At 46.8% G+C, this 20,540-nt stretch carries 17 protein-coding genes and 1 pseudogene; 1 reads left to right on the top strand and 17 read right to left on the bottom strand.

Annotated elements, in window-relative coordinates:
* Positions 1–316: 316 nt before the first annotated feature.
* Entirely contained in the window at positions 317–1,645 is a 1,329-nt protein-coding gene (locus tag C805_RS10410) for an MATE family efflux transporter (protein ID WP_016213784.1), read from the top strand.
* A 254-nt stretch (positions 1,646–1,899) separates the two neighbouring features.
* On the opposite strand, the gene gatB is transcribed toward C805_RS10410, so the two are convergent.
* From gatB to C805_RS10325, 17 genes and pseudogenes are all read right to left on the bottom strand, one after another.
* Positions 1,900–3,330 (bottom strand): Asp-tRNA(Asn)/Glu-tRNA(Gln) amidotransferase subunit GatB, encoded by a 1,431-nt coding sequence (gene gatB, locus C805_RS10405; RefSeq protein WP_016213783.1) that lies wholly within the window; start codon positions 3,328–3,330, stop codon positions 1,900–1,902.
* Positions 3,331–3,334: 4 nt separating this feature from the next.
* Positions 3,335–4,780 carry an Asp-tRNA(Asn)/Glu-tRNA(Gln) amidotransferase subunit GatA gene (gene gatA, locus C805_RS10400; protein ID WP_016213782.1) on the bottom strand — a complete coding sequence of 482 codons (1,446 nt, stop codon included), beginning with the start codon at positions 4,778–4,780 and terminating at the stop codon, positions 3,335–3,337.
* Positions 4,781–4,794: 14 nt separating this feature from the next.
* Positions 4,795–5,112, bottom strand: a complete 318-nt coding sequence (gene gatC, locus C805_RS10395) for an Asp-tRNA(Asn)/Glu-tRNA(Gln) amidotransferase subunit GatC (protein WP_016213781.1) — start codon at positions 5,110–5,112, stop codon at positions 4,795–4,797.
* Between the two features lie 13 nt (positions 5,113–5,125).
* Positions 5,126–6,871, bottom strand: a complete 1,746-nt coding sequence (gene aspS, locus C805_RS10390; protein ID WP_016213780.1) for an aspartate--tRNA ligase — start codon at positions 6,869–6,871, stop codon at positions 5,126–5,128.
* A gap of 536 nt (positions 6,872–7,407) precedes the next feature.
* Complete coding sequence (locus tag C805_RS10385; RefSeq protein WP_016213779.1) at positions 7,408–9,228, bottom strand: methyl-accepting chemotaxis protein; 1,821 nt, start codon at positions 9,226–9,228, stop codon at positions 7,408–7,410.
* Positions 9,229–9,447: 219 nt separating this feature from the next.
* Positions 9,448–10,302: an SDR family oxidoreductase gene (locus C805_RS10380; protein ID WP_016213778.1), complete on the bottom strand. Its 855-nt coding sequence runs from the start codon at positions 10,300–10,302 to the stop codon at positions 9,448–9,450.
* Between the two features lie 74 nt (positions 10,303–10,376).
* Complete coding sequence (locus tag C805_RS10375; RefSeq protein ID WP_016213777.1) at positions 10,377–10,715, bottom strand: hypothetical protein; 339 nt, start codon at positions 10,713–10,715, stop codon at positions 10,377–10,379.
* A gap of 101 nt (positions 10,716–10,816) precedes the next feature.
* A complete protein-coding gene (locus C805_RS10370) occupies positions 10,817–11,233 on the bottom strand; it encodes an alpha/beta hydrolase (protein ID WP_016213776.1) in 417 nt (138 codons plus the stop codon).
* A gap of 114 nt (positions 11,234–11,347) precedes the next feature.
* Entirely contained in the window at positions 11,348–12,439 is a 1,092-nt protein-coding gene (locus tag C805_RS10365; protein WP_016213775.1) for a DUF4261 domain-containing protein, read from the bottom strand.
* Positions 12,436–12,981, bottom strand: coding sequence for a P-loop NTPase family protein (locus C805_RS10360; RefSeq protein WP_016213774.1), 546 nt, complete (start codon positions 12,979–12,981; stop codon positions 12,436–12,438). The genes C805_RS10365 and C805_RS10360 overlap by 4 nt, the downstream gene beginning before the upstream one ends.
* 25 nt (positions 12,982–13,006) lie before the next feature.
* On the bottom strand, positions 13,007–13,537 hold the full coding sequence (locus C805_RS10355; protein WP_016213773.1) for a dihydrofolate reductase family protein: 531 nt from the start codon (positions 13,535–13,537) through the stop codon (positions 13,007–13,009).
* 276 nt (positions 13,538–13,813) lie between these two features.
* Positions 13,814–14,383 (bottom strand): RNA polymerase sigma factor, encoded by a 570-nt coding sequence (locus C805_RS10350; RefSeq protein WP_016213772.1) that lies wholly within the window; start codon positions 14,381–14,383, stop codon positions 13,814–13,816.
* 242 nt (positions 14,384–14,625) lie between these two features.
* Positions 14,626–15,558, bottom strand: a complete 933-nt coding sequence (gene cysK / locus C805_RS10345) for a cysteine synthase A (RefSeq protein WP_022750943.1) — start codon at positions 15,556–15,558, stop codon at positions 14,626–14,628.
* Complete coding sequence (locus tag C805_RS10340; RefSeq protein WP_016213770.1) at positions 15,494–16,882, bottom strand: O-acetylhomoserine aminocarboxypropyltransferase/cysteine synthase family protein; 1,389 nt, start codon at positions 16,880–16,882, stop codon at positions 15,494–15,496. Before C805_RS10340 ends, cysK begins: the two co-directional genes overlap by 65 nt.
* 107 nt (positions 16,883–16,989) lie before the next feature.
* Positions 16,990–17,814: pseudogene (locus C805_RS10335) on the bottom strand (tRNA 2-thiocytidine biosynthesis TtcA family protein); the annotation flags it as partial.
* Between the two features lie 54 nt (positions 17,815–17,868).
* Positions 17,869–19,131 carry a DNA methyltransferase gene (locus tag C805_RS10330; RefSeq protein WP_016213768.1) on the bottom strand — a complete coding sequence of 421 codons (1,263 nt, stop codon included), beginning with the start codon at positions 19,129–19,131 and terminating at the stop codon, positions 17,869–17,871.
* Entirely contained in the window at positions 19,110–20,522 is a 1,413-nt protein-coding gene (locus C805_RS10325) for a DNA methyltransferase (RefSeq protein ID WP_371197589.1), read from the bottom strand. Before C805_RS10325 ends, C805_RS10330 begins: the two co-directional genes overlap by 22 nt.
* Between the last annotated feature and the right edge of the window lie 18 nt (positions 20,523–20,540).

Raw genomic sequence — 20,540 nt, 5'->3', positions numbered from 1 at the left:
TATGTTAAAATCTAAAAAGCAGCCATGAAATCAGTCATACCGGGAGAACATAAAATATGTAAAAACCCATTTTCACTTCATTCCTCTGTGAATCAGCGCCCAGCCCGCTTGACAATGGTTCCGAAGTATGGCATACTGACACCATAAAACTTCTGCAGTCCCCAGGGGAAGTTCAGAAGCGTGGATTTTTAAGGAACAGCCTTTTTCGCCACACAATTACTTTTGTAATTGTGTGGCTTTTTTTATGCACAGCGTGCATGGAAGAAACCACGAAATTCAAGGAAGACAGCAGAATTTTTCTGAAAGGAGTATATTTATGGATCAGACATTTATGAAAGAAAAAAAGATACTGCCGCTGGTACTGTCCATGTCCCTGCCCATGGTAATTTCCATGGCTGTCAATTCACTGTATAATATTGTGGACAGTTATTTTGTGGCAAAACTGAGTGAAGACGCCATGACGGCGCTGGCACTGGTTTACCCCGTACAGAATTTAATCAACGCCATTGCCATTGGTTTTGCCATCGGCATCAATGCCTGCGCCGCTTTTTATCTGGGCGCCGGAAAACAGAAACAGGCCACTCAGGCTGCCACTCAGGGCATGTTTCTCAATTTCCTCCACGGAGTAATTCTCACCCTTTTAAGCCTTGCGGGAATGCCTGCATTTCTGAGAATGTTTTCTTCCGATGAAACGGTAATCCGGCTGGCACTGGCTTATGCTAACAGAGCCTTCCTGTTTGCTGTATTTATTACGTTGGGGCTGTCTTTTGAAAAAATTTTCCAGTCCGTGGGGCGTATGCAGGTGTCCATGTTCTGTATGATGTGCGGATTTATCGCAAATATCATTCTGGATCCCCTGATGATTTTCGGCATTGGGCCATTTCCTGCCATGGGAATTGCAGGCGCTGCCTATGCCACAGGAATCGGACAGTGTTTTTCTCTGCTGGTATATCTCCTGTTTTATTTTTTCCGGCCGATTCCGTTAAAAATAAGCCGGAGCGCCCTTAAGCCTGAGAAAGAAGTTATCGCTAAAATGTATTCCATCGGCGTTTCCGCCACACTGACCATGGCGCTGCCTTCTCTGCTGATTTCCGTATTAAACGGAATCCTCTCCGGTTTTTCAGGAGCTTATGTGCTGGTGCTGGGGGCCTATTACAAATTGCAGACCTTTATTTACCTGACTGCCAACGGAATTATTCAGGGCATCCGTCCTCTGATGGGCTACAATTACGGAGCCGGAGAATCAGAACGTGTACGGGAAATCTACCGCACTTCCCTGAAACTGATCATGGGGGTCATGCTGGTGGGAACACTGCTTTCCTGGATCATTCCCGGACAGTTAATCGGACTGTTTACCACCAGCCCCCAGACCATCAAAATCGGCATAACTGCTTTGCATATCATCAGTCTGGGCTTTGTTGTATCTGCTGTTTCCGTTACCAGCTCCGGGGCCCTGGAAGGCCTTGGAAAAGCAAAGCCCGCATTGTACATCTCGCTGCTGCGCTATGTGGTCATTATCATACCGGCAGCCTTTCTGTTCAGCCGGTTTGCAGGAGCTGCAGGAGTATGGTCTGCCTTCTGCTTTTCTGAATTTGTCACAGCAGGCTGTTCCCTGCTGATTTACCGAAAGGCTGTCAGAACGTAACTGTGATTCCCGTTCCTTTTTGGAACAAAGTGTCCAGGCCCCTCATGAATGAGGGGCCTGGACACTTTGCTGCGCCATTTGCGGTGCGTCAGAGCATACGCAGTATGCTGAACGTATCGCGTTTTAGCACAATTACGAAGCAATATTTTACCTCTTGTGCGAGTACCCTCGCTTCGCTGGGGCAGACCCTGCGCATCCATATTTTTATCTTCTCTTCTGTTACGTTTTTCTTTCCTGTTACAGGACTCAGGCGGTTACAGCAGTTCCTTCAATATCTGGTTTACCATTCCGGGATCTGCCTTCCCCCGCATGGCCTTCATGGTCTGTCCCACCAGAAATCCAATGGCTTTTTCCTTTCCATTCCGGTAATCCTCCACGGATTTGGGATTATCTGTGACAACCTGTTCAATGACGTCCCGCAGTTCCCCTTTATCACTGACAGTTTTCAGACCGTGTTCTCTGACATAATCATCCGGGTCAATGTCCTCATCAAATATTTTTTCAAATACTTCTTTTGCCACGGTGCCGTTAATGCTGCCTTCCTCCGTCAGAGCAATCAGCTTCGCCAGATTTTCCGGTGAAAAGCGGATTTCCTCCGGCTCCATTTCCTGTTCCTTTAACAGGCGCATGGTCTCACCCATCAGCCAGTTGCTCACTTTTTTCGGCTTCTGACACAGTTCCGTGGTGGCTTCAAACAAATCTGCCAGATGTTTGGAAGAGGTAATAATCTGTGTATCGTAATCCGGCAGCCCATACTCCTGCTGGTATCTTGCCATTTTCTCCGGGCGTAGCTGGGGCTGTCTTTTCCTGATTTCAGCAATCCATTCTTCGCTGATGGAAAGGGGAACCAGATCCGGCTCCGGGAAATACCGGTAATCCTGGGCGTCCTCCTTACTGCGCATGGCATAGGAATACTCTCTGGCGTCATCCCATCTTCTGGTTTCCTGAACCACCTGTTTTCCGGCCTCCAGCAAATCAATCTGCCTGTTTTTCTCGTGTTCTATGGCTCTGGCAATGGCTTTGAAGGAGTTCAGATTCTTCATTTCCGTTCGGGTGCCCAACTCCTCCGTCCCCGCTTCCCGCACAGACAGATTCACGTCTGCCCGCATGGAGCCCTCGTTCAGTTTGCAGTCAGAAGCCCCCAGATACTGAATCATCATCCGCAGCTTTTCCAGATAAGCAATCACTTCCTCCGGGGAACGCATATCGGGCTCAGAAACAATCTCGATTAAAGGCACACCGGAACGGTTGTAGTCCACCAGGGAAGCGTCTCCCCATTCCTCATGGATTAATTTCCCCGCATCCTCTTCCATATGAATTTCATGGATTCCTATGGTTTTCGTTCCGGCAGAAGTTTCAATTTCAATTCCTCCATCTCTGCAAATGGGCAGATATAACTGGGAAATCTGATAATTCTGGGGATTGTCGGGATAAAAATAATTTTTCCGGTCAAATTTACAGTTTCGGGTAATGGTACAGCCGGCTGCAAGACCCACTGCCATGGCATATTCCACCACCTGCTTATTTAAGACCGGAAGTGAACCCGGCATTCCGGTACATACCGGGCAGGTGTGGGTATTTGGCGCTCCCCCAAAGGCGGTGGAACACCCGCAGAAAATCTTTGTTTTCGTGGAAAGCTCCACATGAACCTCCAGCCCGATTACTGTTTCATATTCTTTGCTCATGTTCTCACCTCCTGTTCTGCTCAAATGCATAAGCGGCCTGCAATATCTTTTTTTCCTGAAAACAGCCGCCCATGAACTGCAGGCCCATGGGCAGTCCCTTTTTGTCCAGCCCGCAGGGCACTGTCATGGCAGGCAGTCCGGCCAGATTTGCAGAAACGGTATAAATATCTCCCAGATACATTTTTAACGGGTCGCACAGGCTCTTTCCGATTTCCGGTGCGGTGGAAGGAGTTGTTGGCCCAAGAATAACATCATATTTTTCAAAGGCCTGGTCAAAAGCCTGTTTTATCAATGCTTTGGTGCGCAGCGCTTTCAGATAATAAGCGTCATAATAACCGGAACTCAGTACAAAGGAGCCCAGCATAATCCTCCGTTTCACTTCCGCCCCAAAGCCTTCGGAGCGGGATTTTCTGTACATCTGATGAAGCCCTTCGTATTCTCTGCTGCGGTATCCGTATTTCACTCCGTCAAACCGGGCCAGATTGGAGCTGGCCTCGGCACAGGCAATGACATAGTAGGCCGGGATAGCATATTCCACAAGGCTTAAATCAAATTCTTCCACAAGAGCCCCCTGTTTTTCCAGTTCTTTTGCCGCTGCAAGTACAGCTTCCCGGATTTCCCCGTTCAGCCCCTCCCCCAGATAATCTCCCGGAATTCCGATTTTCATTCCTTTGACGCCATTTTTCAGGCCGGAAGTAAAATCGGTATCCTTCCGATTCAGGGAGGTAGAATCTTTTTTATCCCAGGAAGCAGCCATTTCCAGAATAGCCGCACAGTCCGTCACATCTTTTGCTATGGGCCCGATCTGATCCAGGGAGGAACCATAAGCAATCAGCCCGTACCGGGAAACCGTTCCATACGTGGGTTTTATCCCTGTCACACCGCAGAACGCACCGGGCTGGCGGATGGATCCGCCCGTATCAGAGCCCAGCGCATAAAAGCATTCCTGAGCTGCCACTGCCGCACAGCTGCCGCCGGAAGACCCCCCTGGCACATGGTCCCGGTTCCAGGGATTACGGGTAATCCCAAAGGCTGAGGTTTCCGTGGTGCTTCCCATGGCAAATTCATCCATATTTGTTTTTCCGAGAATCACCGCTCCTGCTTTCTGCAGGTTCAGCACTGCTTCTGCTGTGTAAGTCGGCACAAAATTTTCAAGGATTCGGGAGCTGCATGTGGTCCGCAGCCCTTCGGTGCAGAGATTGTCTTTGACTGCCATGGGAACTCCGGCCAGAATGCTGTCCAGTTCTCCCCTGTCCAGTTTTTTCTGAATCTCTGCCGCCTGCTGCAGGGCTCCCTCTTCCTCTACTGTCACATAACTGTGTATCTCCGGCTCTGCGTCACGGATTTGCTCCAGTGACGCCTGAACCCCTTCTGTTACACTGATTTCCCTGTGTTTTATTTTTTCCGCAAGCTGTACTGCGGTAAATTGTCTGATTTCTTTCAATGACATGGGCTTTCCCTCTCTCATTCCACTGTTTTCGGCACCTGATAACTTCCATCCCGGACTTCCGGAGCATTTTTCAGCATGTTTTCACGGTCGTCCCCGTTTGTCACCACATCTTCCCGGAACACATTGTTCACAGGAAATATATGGGCCATGGGCTCCACGCCGGAAGTATCCAGTTCGTTGAGTTTATCAATATAATCCAGCATTTCCTCCATATCCTTTCCGGCTCTTTCTTTTTCCTCTGAAGTCAGTTCCAGCTTTGCCAGAATTCCCAGATATTCTATGGTTTCCTCTGAAATCACATTCCTGCCCTGTGTCTTTTCTGTCTTTTCCACTCCTGTTTCCCTCCTAATCTCTGACTCTGATATGCACTTCCCGAAGCTGCTGCTCTGTTACCTGACCAGGGGCGCCGCACATGAAATCCTGGGCGTTTGCGCTCATGGGATAAGCAATTACTTCACGGATGTTTTCTTCTCCCCGCAGCAGCATCAGCATACGGTCAATTCCCGGCGCCATGCCTGCGTGGGGCGGCGCCCCGAACTGAAATGCATGATAAAGAGCTCCAAATCTGTTTTTCAGCGTTTCCTCATCATATCCTGCAATTTCAAAGACTTTCACCATAACCTGCAAATCATGGTTGCGGACTGCGCCGGAGGAAAGCTCTACCCCGTTGCATACGATATCGTACTGATATGCCAGAATATCCAGAGGATCCATGGTTTTAAGCGCTTCCAGCCCGCCCTGAGGCATGGAAAAAGGGTTGTGGGTAAAGGTCAGTCCCTTTGTCCTGGGATCCCGCTCAAACATGGGAAAATCGTTAATGTAACAGAAGCGAAATGCATCTTTTTCCAATAAATCCAGCTTTTCTCCCAGTTCTGTGCGTATCATCCCTGCAAAATAAGCTGCCCGTTCTTCCCGGTCGGCCATAAAAAATATGGTATCTCCTGTTTCCAGTTTTCCAAGGCTGCGGAATTCCTCTTTCCGTTCATCCGGTATAAATTTGTCGATTGGCCCCTTAAAGCTTCCGTCTTCTTCCACTTCCAGATAACCCAGTCCTCCCATGCCGATTCCGGTAGCAAATTTCAGTAATTTTGCATGAAAACTTCTGGACATTTTCCCGTGAACCCGGATGGCCCGCACGGTTTTTCCAAGAAATGGCTGAAACGTACATTTCTGAAAAAATTCTGTCAGATCTGTGATACGCAAAGGGTTCCGTAAATCAGGCTTGTCTGTTCCAAATTCCAGCATTGCCTGTTTATAACTGTACACGGGATAGGGCGCCTTTGTGACCACGCTTCCTTCCGGTGCAAATTTCTCAAAAACTGCAGACAATACTTCTTCCCCCACCCGAAAGACGTCCTCCTGGTCGGCAAAACTCATTTCAAAATCAAGCTGGTAAAATTCTCCCGGCGAACGGTCTGCCCTGGCGTCCTCATCCCGAAAACACGGAGCTATCTGAAAATATCTGTCAAAACCGGATACCATCAGAAGCTGTTTGTACTGCTGGGGCGCCTGAGGCAGCGCATAAAATTTCCCTTTGTATTTTCTGGAGGGAACAATATAATCTCTGGCTCCTTCCGGGGAAGATGCACAGAGAATCGGGGTCTGAATTTCCAGAAATCCCATCTCTGTCATTTTCTCCCGCAGATAAGCAATGACACTGGAGCGGAACATAATGTTCTCCTTTACTTTCTGGTTCCTCAAATCCAGGTAGCGGTATTTTAACCGCACATCTTCCCGAACCTCTCTGCTGGTCATCACCTCAAAAGGCAGGGGTGCGTATACATCTCCCAGAATCTGAATTTCTTTTGCCTCCAGCTCTATGGTCCCTGTGGGAATCTTCGGGTTGTAAGTGTCTTCATCCCGCTGTTCTATCACACCCTGAATGGATACCGCCTGTTCTCTGCGGATTCCCTCTAACAGCTTCCCATCCCGGATTACCACCTGCATCACAGCATACATATCTCTCAGATCTATAAAAGAAACGCCGCCATGGTCCCGGATGTTTTCCACCCACCCGGCTGCCCGGATGGTCTTTCCAATCTCTGCTTCACTTACCCTGTTTAATGTTATGTCTCTGTAAATCCTGCTCATAATTCCCTCCATTCCTGGCGTCTTTGGCACAAAGAAAGTCATATTGTGCGAGCGTGCATAATTGTTTTTTCTTATAGAAAAATACTTTCACGCGTTAGCTTGACAATGTATTTCCTATAACAAAAAATCCCCGGAATACTTCCGTATTCCGGGGCGAATCTTTTGAAAGAAATCCGCGGTACCACCCGCATTGAAAGACCGCATCCTGCTGTATAAATCAGGGATATCGTCTCTCCGCTCTTATGCTTAACGCGCACAACGTACTGGCCTGCCCGCCATGGATACTCCTCCCACAGCTGCTTAACCAGTCTGCTCCGGAGTGTTCCCTTTGTCTTCTCTTCCAAACAGCGCTCTCAGTCGGTGACGCCATATTCCTGTCGGCCTCTGAAAACAAGAGTCTCCTTCAACGCTTTCCGTTATCAGTGTTTTTCAGTTATCGGTTATATTAGCACAGATTATTCTGTTTTGCAAGAGAAATTTTAATAGAAATTTAAAACCGGCTTAGCAGTTCAGACAATACCATGCAGGCAAACCCGTTACAGTTTAAATTTATTTGCCTGGTCATTCTGCCTGCGGCTCAGCTCTACCAGCCCTCTGGTATCTTCCGTACACTCATCAATGGTCTGGGACAGAAGGGTCATGCTGGCGCTGGTCTGCTGGGTGGAGGCTGCGCTTTCCTCTACCACACTTGCCAGACTGTTGGCAGAATCCGTAACAATCTGTTTCAGGGAATTCAGAATCTCTGTCTGTCCGCCGATTTCTCCTGTAACTTCCTCTACCATGGCAACTTCTTCTTTCAAATGCTGAAATGCTGCTCTGGTCTTCTGCAAACACTTCTGCTGTTTCTGTACGTTGTCCGTAACTTCCTGCATCTTATTTACGGAAATCTCCACATTATGTACCAGTTCTTTTACAATTTCTTCAATTTCCTGCGCATTTCCGGAGGACTCTTCAGAAAGATTCCTGATTTCTTCTGCCACAACAGCAAATCCTCTTCCGGCTTCTCCGGCTCTGGCTGCCTCTATGCTGGCATTCAGGGAAAGCAGGTTGGTCTGGGCTGCCAGCCCTTTAATGATCTCGATGGTTTTATTGATATTGGCGGCGGAATCATTATTCTTATTGGTCTGTTCTGATACCACATCAATGGTTTCTATGGTCAGCCTGGTAATCTGATCCAGTTCCTGAATACTCTCGGAAGCCCCCGCAGAATAGGTTGCCATGGCTGAAACTGCTTCTTCCAGCTTATGCACACCGCTCTTTTCCACTTCAATGACATCTCCCAGTTCTCCGATTTTTTCATTTACCGTCTCTGTCTCGTTGGCCTGGCTGGTGGCTCCCTGCGCCAGATCTTCAATAGCCTGATTGGTATCCCGGATACTTGCCAGAATATAGCCGAACTTCTCACTGAACTTCTCACTGCTCTGGTTCAGGGATTCTCCTGTGTGAAGAACACTGCCGATCATGCTGGCCAGTGACTCCCTCACATTATCCAGCGAACGTGCCATTTCTCCAATCTCATCGCTTCGTTCCAGCAATGCAGGACTGACGGTAAAACTCAGATCTCCTACTGCTGCCTGGCGAAGATGGGCTTCCATCAGCTTGATACCTTTGGTAATCCGCAGACCTCCCACTGTGGAAATTACCACCGCTATAATCAGCATAATGACAGCGGCCACTCCATAAATCATAAGCATCTCAGAGAATTCCTTATGAATATTGTTTTTCTGGCTGTCAATCTTTTCATTCATCTCATCCACATAATTTCCGGTTGCCACAGCCCAGCCCCAGGGTTCAAACATTTCGGAATAGGCAATCTTGGGCGCAACGGTAACCCCGTCCGCCTTGGTAAAATAAAATTCATTGTAACCGCCTCCGGCCTGTGCCGCAGCTACCACATTCTGGGTTACTTTCACACCGTTCTGATCTGTTAAATCTTTTCTGTTGGTGCCTTCCTGGTCTGTCAGAATCGGATGCTCAACCAGCACATAATCCTCTCCGTCAATCCAGATATAACCGGATCCGTCATCCCGGTAACGCATGGAACGCACTGCGTCCTTCGCTCTCTGCTGCGCCTCTTCCTCCGGCATCTCACCACTTTTAAACCTGTCATAGTAGCGCTGAATCAGAGCCAGCGCTCCCTGTACCTGAGATTTGATTTCCATTGAATAACCGTCTGTCATAGATTCTTCATACAACTCCACAGATTCTTCCATGGACTGCCTCAGATAATAAACGCCCAGACAGGCCAGCCCGATTGTCGGAACAGACACCATAATACAGATAATGGAAACCAGCATAACTGTCAGGCTCTTGAATCCTTTTGTCTTCTGTTTCTTTACTTCCATATTTTCTTTCATATAATTCCACCTTCCACATTCACTTCCTGTTGATACCTCTATTATACAGATTTCCCAATATAAGTCAATGAATTTAGCTATTATTTGTATATTTTTCCTGTTTATTTCCTCTGTCATTATGGAAATATAGTGCTATTCCACCATTATTCACTGCCTTTTCAGGAAAATTTTCTATTTTATCATCAAAGGAAGAAAATATCAGAATATTTCCGGACAATATCAGATCTTATCCATACTGCCGAAACATCTGACCAGACCATCCACTGTGGAAGAAAAAAATATGCCGAAATCATTTAATTTTTCCTGACACATGGTAAGATTTCTGGGATTTTCGCCAAAGGCTTCTCTATTTTTCTGTAAGGTGGATATTTCCAGCCCTGCCTGCGTAAAAACTTCCCGTACAGTTGTATAAGTATCTTCTCTGTTTGGCGAACCGAAATTATAAACTCCTCCCGGAATAGAAAAAGTCTTTTCCAGATTCTGCAGTACCTCTCCAACGTCTGTAATACCTCTTCTGTCAAACACAGGTAATTTTATGTCCGTCCCATTTTTCAGCTGAGACATCAGCGTCCTGAAAAAATCACTGTGTTCCCCTTCTCTTTTTGTTTTTACATCATACATCCAGGATAACCGCAGCAGCACACAGTCCGGATTGGCTGAGAGACATTCCTGTTCTGCCTTTAATTTCTCCTGTCCGTATAAATTGCCGGGCGAAAGTTCTTCTTCCTCCCGATGGGGCCCGGACAGGCTGCTGCCGAAATACACCTGATCCGAGCTGCAGAAAATACATTTTGCCTGTATTTCCCCGGCTGCCTTTGCCAGGCTGACGCTTCCGCCCACATTTATTTTCCAGGAACGTTCCGGTTCTTTTTCACACCGGCCCACATCTGAAACAGCCGCACAGTGAATCACAATATCCGGCTTTTGTGCTTCAAACATGCGCCTGACCCTTATTCCATCCGTAATATCCAGTTCCCCATGGGCCGGCGCATATATTTCATATTCCGGTGCGTAAAATTCCGCGATTCTGCTTCCCAGAAAACCGGAAGCTCCGGTTATTAACATTCTTTTCATTTCTTTCTCCTTTATGGCCCTTCTACAGACCGCTGCAATTCATTTTCTCATGGTCTGTCTGATTTTATTTCCTGTCATCTGTATAATTTTCCATGAAAAAACTGCTCCTGAAACCGGATTCCCTCCATGATTTTTTCATCCTCAATCTCTGCTCCGTCCAGGGACACAATCCATTTGTCTTCCACATCATCCAGACGATGCCATACTGCTGTCACTTTACCTTCAAAATACGCCAGAGGTTCCTCTGTTCCAAACACATACACGTCCTGCTCTGCTCCGTCAGGGGCGAATATGCCATCCACATATCCATAATTGACAGGATAAATCATCTCCGGATACCTGGGATGCGATGACCCCAGAGGCCTGTCAATGGTTCCTTTTACTGTTTTTCCAATGATATGGCTGTAATCCATGTCTTTTTCCCTCAGATGTTTTCATTGCTGTACGGTAAAACAGGTGAAAATTTCTCAGTCACCTTTACAGTACCTGTCATAAAAATCCAAAATCTGCTGCATTAACTCAAAATCAAACTCATAGCATTTGCTTTTATCGAGATATTTTTCCATAAATTCCGCCTTACGTTCCGCATTGTATTCACCGCCGCATTCTTCCACATAAGCCCTGTAATCCCGGTCTGACTGTTCCTTATAACGACGCGCCCGTCGGAATAATATACGCTGTCGTGCCCTCTGTCCTCATATTCGATAAAACAAAACCGGGAGTCATCCCCATAGGTATCATAAAATTTTTCATACCCGTTCTCCGGAAGAACCATTGTATCATCTTTGCTGTGAATCACCATAATACCTGCATCCGACTCCGCAAATCCATCCAGTGCACTGTAAGCGGCATACTTTCCGAATTTCAGCCGCTCGTATAAAACAACATAAGGTATAAACAGTCTGATGACCGGGCCCCCATGGTTTCGCACTGCTGCTCAAATAAATCGGCAGAACAGTCAAATCCTGCCACAAGCACTGCTGCTTTCACATCCCTGTGACAATTCAGTACGCAAACTTATATTTTCTATCTGGTTTCCCTGATATCAAAATCTGATTTTTATGGTCTGTCCCTCCCCGTAAACCCCTTCTGAGCGTGTCAGAAACAGCTTCTGCTCCGGAGAAAATCCAATGGTCTCCCCGTCCCGCAGAACGGCCCCTTCCTCCAGAACATAGGCGGAGATGCCCAGCATTAAGTCGTAAACTTCAGACGCCGGCTGGCTGCTTTCAATCACTTCCAGCTCGTCTTTGCCAAAGGAGTTCAGCCCATTGGTCCAGCTGCTGACGCCCTTTTCATCCTGATACAGTCCCACAAACACCAGATTCCCCAGAGGCAGCGCCCCTTCTTTCATCACCATGGCCATCTGAATAAAATGCTCCGGCAGCCACACGGTTCCGCAGTCATAAATTCCAAGGGCGCCGGGTCCTTTCAGACAGGCGCATACAATTTTAACAAAGAGCTTTCCTGCCTCCAGCGGCGCCGAATCTCCACCCAGTACAGCCACCAGTAAATGGGCTTTGTGATTTTTGGCTGCAGCAACAGACTTTTCTCTGGTCATAAAATTACTGTTGGCCCAATACTCTGCCTCACCATCGGGAACTGGCATATCCATCAGTCCCACTGTGACCGTCATGTTATTCACTTCAAAAACAATGGCATCCTGTTTGTTTTCCGGATGCTCCGGCTCTTTTGGGCATTCAATTTCCCAGTCCTCTTTTAAAACTGCACGGAAATTTTCCACATCAAATTCCGGCGCAGACAGCAGGACAAATCCCACAAATGATCCGCTCATGTGCTCTGTGCCCTGATTTTCTTCCTCTTTCGCCCGCTCCATCCAGTACAGACGGATTGCTTCTACCATGGCTACGCATTTTTCCTCTGCAGTGGCAGGGTCATAATTCTCCATTTCACTGTAAATGTGGCCGCAGTGGCCCAGCCCTTCTCCGTCATACCCTCCGCAGACTGCCACTTTCCAGGAACCCATCTTTGATTTTTTAAATTTGAAAATATAGTAGTGCAGATCATGCAGGTCAAATTCTCCTGCAATCTCCAGTTTCGCAGGCTTTTTCCCAAGTTCATCGGGATGGGAAAGCCATTCTTCCATTACTTCTGTTGCTGCTTTTTGCTGTTCGTTCATATCTGTTTCCTCCAATATCCATTTCCCTTTTCCAAATCAATATCTGTCCGGTAGCATTCATCAATCAATATATAATTACAGCCATATTTTTTACACATTTCAAGACAGCGGGCATTATCCTCAAGAACTGATGTCATAGTACACCAGGAATCATCCATGCGTTGTTCGATTTCACTGGCATATTGTTTTATATCTGAAAAATGTTTCTCTATATATTCTCTGCTCATTACAAGACAATAATATTGGATATCTTTCAGATATTCTTCTGAAAAATCTTTGTTCCAGTCAGGCGGAATATAACAGCCCTCAACCACAAGATTTTGCCTGTTTTCAATGGTCGTCTTTATAATTTCACGAATAATGGGCCACAAATAGTCTGTAAGCTCATCATCTTCTTCAGGTGTTAAATCCGTATTTTTACTTCGTATTAATCCCATTTTCAGCAGGTCAATGGACAGATACGGATATTTATACTTTTCAAGAAGTTTTTGTGCCAGTAATGTTTTACCTGTATGGGAAGCTCCTGTAATCAAAACAATCATTTTATTGCCTCCTGACAATTCCCGTTTATCTTCGTGTATAAATTAACTCTGTCATACCATTATAAGACTGTGTATGAAGCAATTTTAATTTAATCTCATACCTTCCATTTTCAAAAAGCCGTATGCCAGAACCTAAAAGTGTCGGAATTACAGTGATATGATAATAATCAATCAAATCTTCACTTACTAACTGCCCGACAAGATTAGCTCCGCCACATATCCATATATCTTTTCCATTTTCCTCTTTTAATCTTTTCACCAAATCAGCAGGATCTACGTTTACAAATCGAATTTTTTCAGAGGAAGTATGTTCGTTATGCGTGATGACATAAGTTGTAAATTCGTTATATACCCACTCTTTTGGGGAAAGTTCAGTAACGATTTGATGATAAGTATTCCACCCCATTAAGACCGTGTCAATGGTTTTGGAAAATTCAGAAAAGGTATCAATATTCTTATCATCATTGCCCTGCCCGTTCAGCCAGTCAACACTGCCCATATTATCTGCAATATATCCATCAAGGCTCATTGCAATAAATAAACTTATCTTCCTCATGTTTTTTTATCTCCTTTACTTCCGATTTGCTATTGTAATTATTATAGTCAGTTTTATCAGGAACGTCAATTTATATCATTCTGTCTTTCCTGTAAGAAAAAAAGAATGCGCCATGCGCATTCTCCGCCTGCGGCGGGTCGCTTTAGCGACATATTTCTTTTCCGCCGCAGAGCGATAATTATTTTCTCTTACAGGAAATCCAACGGAATTTCCTGTAAGAGAAAAAACAGAAAGCATGCTGCCGCAGTTCGGCACACATGCTTTCTGTTCCTTCTTTCAGGGGCAAAAACCCTCTTTTTCATTCCAGAGGCCCCGTTCTTCCAGGATACTCTGCAGCTTTTTCCTGGCCCGCATGGAAATATGCCGGACATTATCCGGCGTGGTATCCATTTCTTCTGCAATTTCCTGAAAGCTCATCTCATGGTAATACTGCAGAGTCAGCACTTCTCCATAAGGAGATTTCAGCTCTTTCAGCAGACCGGTCACTGCTTCCTTCAATTCGGTCTCTTCCAGAATCGTATCCGGCCCTTTTTCCAGAATTTCTCCCGGCTCCCATTCTTCCAGTCCGCTGCATTCCTGTATCTTTCTCTTTCGGTACAGATTAAAGCACCGATGTCTGACCGTAGTTATAATGTAATCCCGAACCTTATAGGATTCACTGTTTATAATCTTATTCAGATGGTCAGTCAGAATCAGGAAGGTTTCATGAACCATGTCTTCCGCATCTGCCTCATTTTTCAGGATTGCGCGGGCAACACAGAACATTTCCTGCCGGTACTCCTGATAAATAAATTTAAAAAATTCCCGTTCCTCGTCTGTCTCCAGCAGCAGTAAATACCGGAACATATCACCCCTCCATTGCTCTTCCGGGACGATTCCGGGCTGTACCGAACCGCCCCTTTTTTCTTTTGTAAAACTGTAAATTATAAATCACACGGGCCCTGCTGAAACAGGCCCGCAGATTTATGACTTATTATACTGCAAAAAAAGAAGGGTATGGCAAACATTTGAGAAACGCGAATTGGGATTTTACCAAAATCATTGTAAAGGCAGCATTCCGTCTTTGCAGAAAGCCGGAATGCTGCCTTTTATTCTGTAAACAGGGGGGTAGAATAATACCGGTCTCCGCTGTCCGGCAGCAGAGCCACAATGGTCTTTCCTTCCTGCTCCGGACGATTTGCCAGTTCCAGAGCCACGTGTAAAGCGGCGCCGGAAGAAATTCCCGCCAGGACTCCTTCTGTTCTGGCAAGCTCTCTGGCCGCTGCAAAGGCATCCTCACTGTCTGCCTGAATAATTTCGTCATATATCTCAGTATTCAGTGCGGCCGGCACAAACCCTGCGCCAATTCCCTGAATTTTATGGGGGCCGCTCCTTCCCTCTGACAGCACCGGAGAATCGGAAGGTTCCACCGCCACTACCTTTATCCGGGGATTCTGAGCCTTCAGGTATTCTCCCACACCGGTAATGGTACCGCCAGTTCCAACCCCTGCCACAAAAATGTCCACCGTTCCGTCGGTATCCCTCCAGATTTCCGGTCCTGTGGTCTTCCTGTGGACTTCCGGATTTGCAGGATTTTCAAACTGTCCAGGCAGAAAGCTGTTGGGAATTTCCTTCACAAGCGCTTCTGCTCTGTCAATGGCACCCTTCATCCCTTTTGCTCCCTCTGTCAGCACCAGTTCTGCTCCGTATGCTTTTAATATATTCCTGCGCTCCTGGCTCATGGTTTCCGGCATGGTAAGGATCACCTGGTAACCTTTGGCAGCTGCAATGGCCGCAAGGCCGATTCCTGTATTTCCGGAAGTGGGCTCAATAATCACAGACCCTTTTTTCAGTTTTCCTTTTGCTTCCGCATCCTCAATCATGGCTCTGGCAACACGGTCTTTTACACTTCCCGCAGGATTAAAATACTCTAATTTCACCAGGACTTTTGCTTTCAGCCCATAATTTCTTTCTATGTTAGTTACTTCCACAAGGGGAGTGTTTCCTGTCAGATTCAGGACTCCCTGATAAATATTCGACATGTTTCTGCCTCCTTTCAGAGCTCACTGCCTGAAACGCCTGTTCCAGGTCCTCAATAATATCGTCAATATGTTCGGTGCCGATGGACAGACGGATGGTATTCCTGCAAATCCCCTGCTCCTTTAACTCCGCATCATTCAGCTGGGAATGGGTGGTGGAAGCGGGATGGATGGCAAGAGATTTCACATCCGCCACATTTGCCAGCAGAGAAAACAGTTCCAGACTGTCAATAAAATCTTTGGCTGTCCGGTCATCTCCTTTGATTTCAAAGGTGAAAATGGAGCCGCCGCCATGGGGGAAATATTTCCGGTACAGCGCCTGCTGTCTGCCATCTTCTGAAAGGGACGGATGATGTACCTGTTCCACCTGAGGATGGCTGCTCAGGTATTCCACCACCTTCAATGCATTTTCCACATGGCGCTCCACCCGCAGAGACAGTGTTTCCAGTCCCTGCAAAAACAGAAAGGCATGGAAAGGAGAAAGGGTTGCCCCGGTATCCCGCAGAAAAACAGCCCGGACTTTTGCAATGAAGGCTGCAGATCCTGCCATTTCAGTGAATACTGCGCCGTGATAACTTTCATTAGGCTTTGCCAGCCCTGGGAATTTCCCGGAATCTTTCCAGTCAAATTTTCCACTGTCTATAATGACGCCGCCAATGACAGTTCCATGGCCTCCGATAAACTTTGTGGCGGAATGTACCACAATATCCGCGCCATATTCCATGGGCTTTACCAGATAAGGCGTTGCAAAGGTATTATCCACCACCAGCGGAATTTTATGTGCATGGGCAATCTCTGCAATGGCCTGAATATCCGCCACTTCCGAAAGGGGGTTGCCCAGGGTTTCAATAAAAACAGCTCTGGTATTTTCCTGAATGGCCTGAGCAAAATGCTCCACGCGGGAAGGCTCCACAAAAGTTGCGGTGATTCCATATTCCGGCAGAGTATGCTTCAAAAGATTATAACTTCCTCCGTAAATATTACCGGCCGCTACAATGTGCTCCCCGGCTCTGGCCAGATTCTGAATGGTACAGGTAACTGCCGCAGCACCGGAAGCCACAGCCAAAGCTCCAACGCCTCCCTCCAGAGCTGCCATCCGCTGTTCAAAAATATCCTGTGTGGGATTGGTAAGCCTTCCGTAAATATTTCCCCCTTCTTCCAGAGAAAACCGCGCCGCTGCATGGTCGGAATCCTGAAATACATAGGAAGACGTGGCATAAATGGGCACTGCTCTTGCGTCAGTAGCCGGATCCGGCTGCTCCTGCCCTGCATGAAGCTGCAGGGTTTCAAATTTTAAATTTCTGTCTCGGTATGATGTTATGCTCATGACATTCTCCTTTTCCTCTTTTTCCTATGTGATTAGTAGGTTATTGCTTTACGGATACTATACACTCTTTTTTCCGGTAAGTCAACGTAATTTTTCCAGATCCGCTCTCATCTGTCATAAGTTTCCAGAAAATGATGTTTTACTCCCTGTTCTTTGTAGGCAATAACCGTACTCAGATTCACATTTTCCACGCTCCGGAAAATATTTGCTTCCACAAAAGGATTTGTTTTCTTTAACTCCTCAATCAGTTTTTTAACCTCTTTCCGTTTGGAAGCCGATTCCTTATCCGGCCCTTCAGAAGCGCAGCTTTCTGTGAACCGGCAGGCACACTGCAGAAATTTCAGCCCGTTATAATCCCGCCAGCGCCGGACAGCGTCTTCTCGAATATAATACATGGGACGAATCAATTCCATTCCCGGAAAATTCGTACTGTGCAGTTTGGGCATCATGGTCTGTATCTGTCCGCCATAGAGCATCCCCATCAGAATTGTCTCGATTACGTCATCGTAATGATGGCCCAGCGCAATTTTATTGCAGCCCAGCTCTCTGGCCTGATGATAGAGATGTCCTCTGCGCATCCGGGCACAGAGATAACAGGGAGATTTCTCAATTTCATACACTGACTCAAAAATATCTGATTCAAACAGAGTAAGGGGAAGGTCCATCCGGGCCCCATTCTCCTCAATCATTTTCCGGTTAGCCTCCAGGTATCCTGGATCCATCACGAGAAACTTAAGCTCAAACGCCACTTTCCGGTGTTTCTGTAATTCCTGAAACAGTTTTGCCATCAGCATGGAATCCTTTCCGCCGGAAATACAGACTGCGATTTTATCTCCTTCCTGTATCAGCTGATAGTCCCTGACTGCCCTGGCAAAAGGCGAAAACAGTTCTTTGTGAAACTTCTTCCGAATGCTTTTTTCAATATTTTCTGCTTCCATATTCCGCTCTGTCATAACACACGCTCCATCATAAGACACACTTCCTCTTTACACACATTCCAGTACCAGCACATAATCCCTGCTGATTTTTCCGCCCATCCCTTTTCTGGGGATTCTGATATAGGGATTCTGGATGACATAGCCAAACTGCCGCCAGGTGCAAAACCCCAGCGTGCAGGCAATTTCTTCCAGAACCCGCCAGCTTTCCACCGTTACTTTCCGAATGACGCTGTTGCCGATAACAATCATATAACGTCCGCCTGGCTCCATCTGGCCGCGGACTGTTTTCAGGTTCGTCTCCATATCCTCAAAAAACTTTTTTACGATTAAAGCGCGTTTCCGGTCCTGCACAGCGATTTTTTCGTAGTATTCTTTTAACAGACTGCTTTTTTCCAGAATATCCAGTCTCCGGTCTTCTTCCCTGGCATCAATTTTTTCAGTTCCCACATACTGCTTTTTCTTTTCCCGCAGAGATGTTTCTGTCAGCGTGCCCAGCCACAGATTTTCCAGACGCATGGTTCTGCCATAGTCAAAAGCATTGATATAAGGCGGTGAAGTGACTGCCAGGCTGATTCTTCCCGGAGCGGAAAAATTCAGTGCGTCCCCCGCAAGAATTTCCGTGCTTCCCAGATGTTCCACCAACGAAAGCTCCCGGACCATCTGCTGATATCTGTGAAATACGGAAACGAACTCCCGTTCCACTGGCGGCGGCACTTTTTTTATTTTACCGGAAACATAGGGCTTGGGAGATGTATCGTCTGCATTGGAAACTCTTTTTATGATGGAGGCCATACAGAGGCGGAAAAAATCTCTCACTTCCTGGTCCCGGATTTCCTCCACACAGACCCGTATCCGTCCAAGGTCCCCGATAGCTTCCGGAGAAAACCAGTGTTCCAGATTGTCAATTTCAGGCCGGTAACACTGGCCTTTTCCTCTGAAAGACAATTCCAGAATCCGCTGAAATTCTTCATCCAGCAGTTTCATCTGTTCTTCTTTCAGCCGGGTGGTCTTAACTCTGATAATCAGTTTCGCAATGTCGTCTATCTCTGTCCCGCAGGCGTGAAATCCCTGCAGGTTTGCTTCCAGCAACGTTGTCCCGCTCCCGGAAAAAGGGTCGAACACAAGTTCTTCTCTGCTCCGGGTGCAGGTACGGATTCCCCATCCGGGAATTTCCGGTATAAATTTACAGGGATATTTAAACATGCCATGGGTGTAGGAATTGGGACTGGACTGCCGGATAAAATATGTGGCTCCCTGTATGATTTCATCGGGCAGAGTTTCTACCTCCACTATTTGTTCTTTCTCAGACATACCACACTCTCCCTTAAATATTTTCCCGTTTCTTTCGTCTTTTCATACTGCTGGGAACTGGTGATAATATATCGGTCCACCTCTATTTTGTCCACAGCAAACCCGGTTCGCTCACCATATTCGGCCAGTATCAGGTCTGCCGGAAATACCACGCCGCCATAGGCGGAATTTCCCACCACAATGCAGCAGAAACCATCCTTATCCAGCACCCGGCAGCTTTCCCGCAGAACCTGAAACATATCCCGGTAGTAAAGGCGCAGCATTCTGGGGATTTTTTTGTCCCACAGCTTTCTGTCTTTCAGTTCTTCCAGCAGTTCTTCCAGAATCTCGCTTTCCGGCTCCGGTTCCGGACTCAGATCTCCATTAAGGTGTGAATGCAGGGACTGGTTTCTCAGTCTCTTTAAATCTCCGTAATCCGACACAAACTTTCCGAACCACAGCTCCAGCTTATAAATTTCCGTGTAGTCAAAACAATTGGCATAGGGAGGCGAAAATATAATGCCCTCCACACTCTTTTCTTCCAGATACCGGTTCATATTCAGGCAGGAATCCTGATACAGTTTTGTCTTTCCCTGCTGGCTGTGCTCCTGCAGATCCGCATATATGTTCCGATATTCCTCCAGCAGCATGTTACGGGCATCCTCCGGAGTCACCACCCTGGGCTTTACATATTTTTTTATTTTCAGTCCGTTCCCGGCCTTTCTGTAATGGGACAGAGGCTCCAGACAGGACAGCCAGCCCAGCTTCAGCAGATTCCGCACTTTTTCTGTCAGATTCAGATCCGTTTCCATCAGCTGCCCTGCCCTCATGAAATATGCTTCCACCTGTTTTTCAAACACTTTATGGCTGATAGAAAGTCCCGGCAGCACATATTCCTGTTCTGTCTCTGACGCCTGTTCCAGAATCCGCTCATACGCTTCCCGAAACTGCTCCCGTTCTTCCCCTGAGCAGGATTCCAGCTTACAGCGGGACAGAAAGCAGGAAAAAGGATTTACCTCAAATCCAACCCCCTGATATCCCATATGGGCTGCAGCCAGCAGCGTACTTCCGCTTCCGGAAAAGGGGTCCAGAATCACACCTTTTTTATGTATGGAATATTCTCGTATCAGCTGCTCCACCATTTCTGTGGAAAATCCTTCTTTATAGCGGTACCACCGCTGAAAAGGCTTATTAAGGTCATCGGAATAATTCAGAAGACTCGTATAGGTGGCATTGGAGCTTTCCGGATAAATCATATGATAACGTTTTTCCAAATCCATATATTTATAATGTTTTGTGGTCAGACATTCCATCGGTTTCCTCCCATCTGTACTGTTCTGAATATTTCTGCCCTGCCGGAAATGATAGATTTTCCGGTCTTTTGTCTGGCGGAAGTTCCTGACGCCATGCACCCGGACTTTAAAACAGGG

It is taken from the genome of Eubacterium sp. 14-2 (assembly GCF_000403845.2).
Taxonomy (GTDB): domain Bacteria; phylum Bacillota; class Clostridia; order Lachnospirales; family Lachnospiraceae; genus Petralouisia.
The sequence above is the reverse complement of the archived record's forward strand: the minus strand, read 5'-3'. Positions and strand labels throughout refer to the sequence as shown.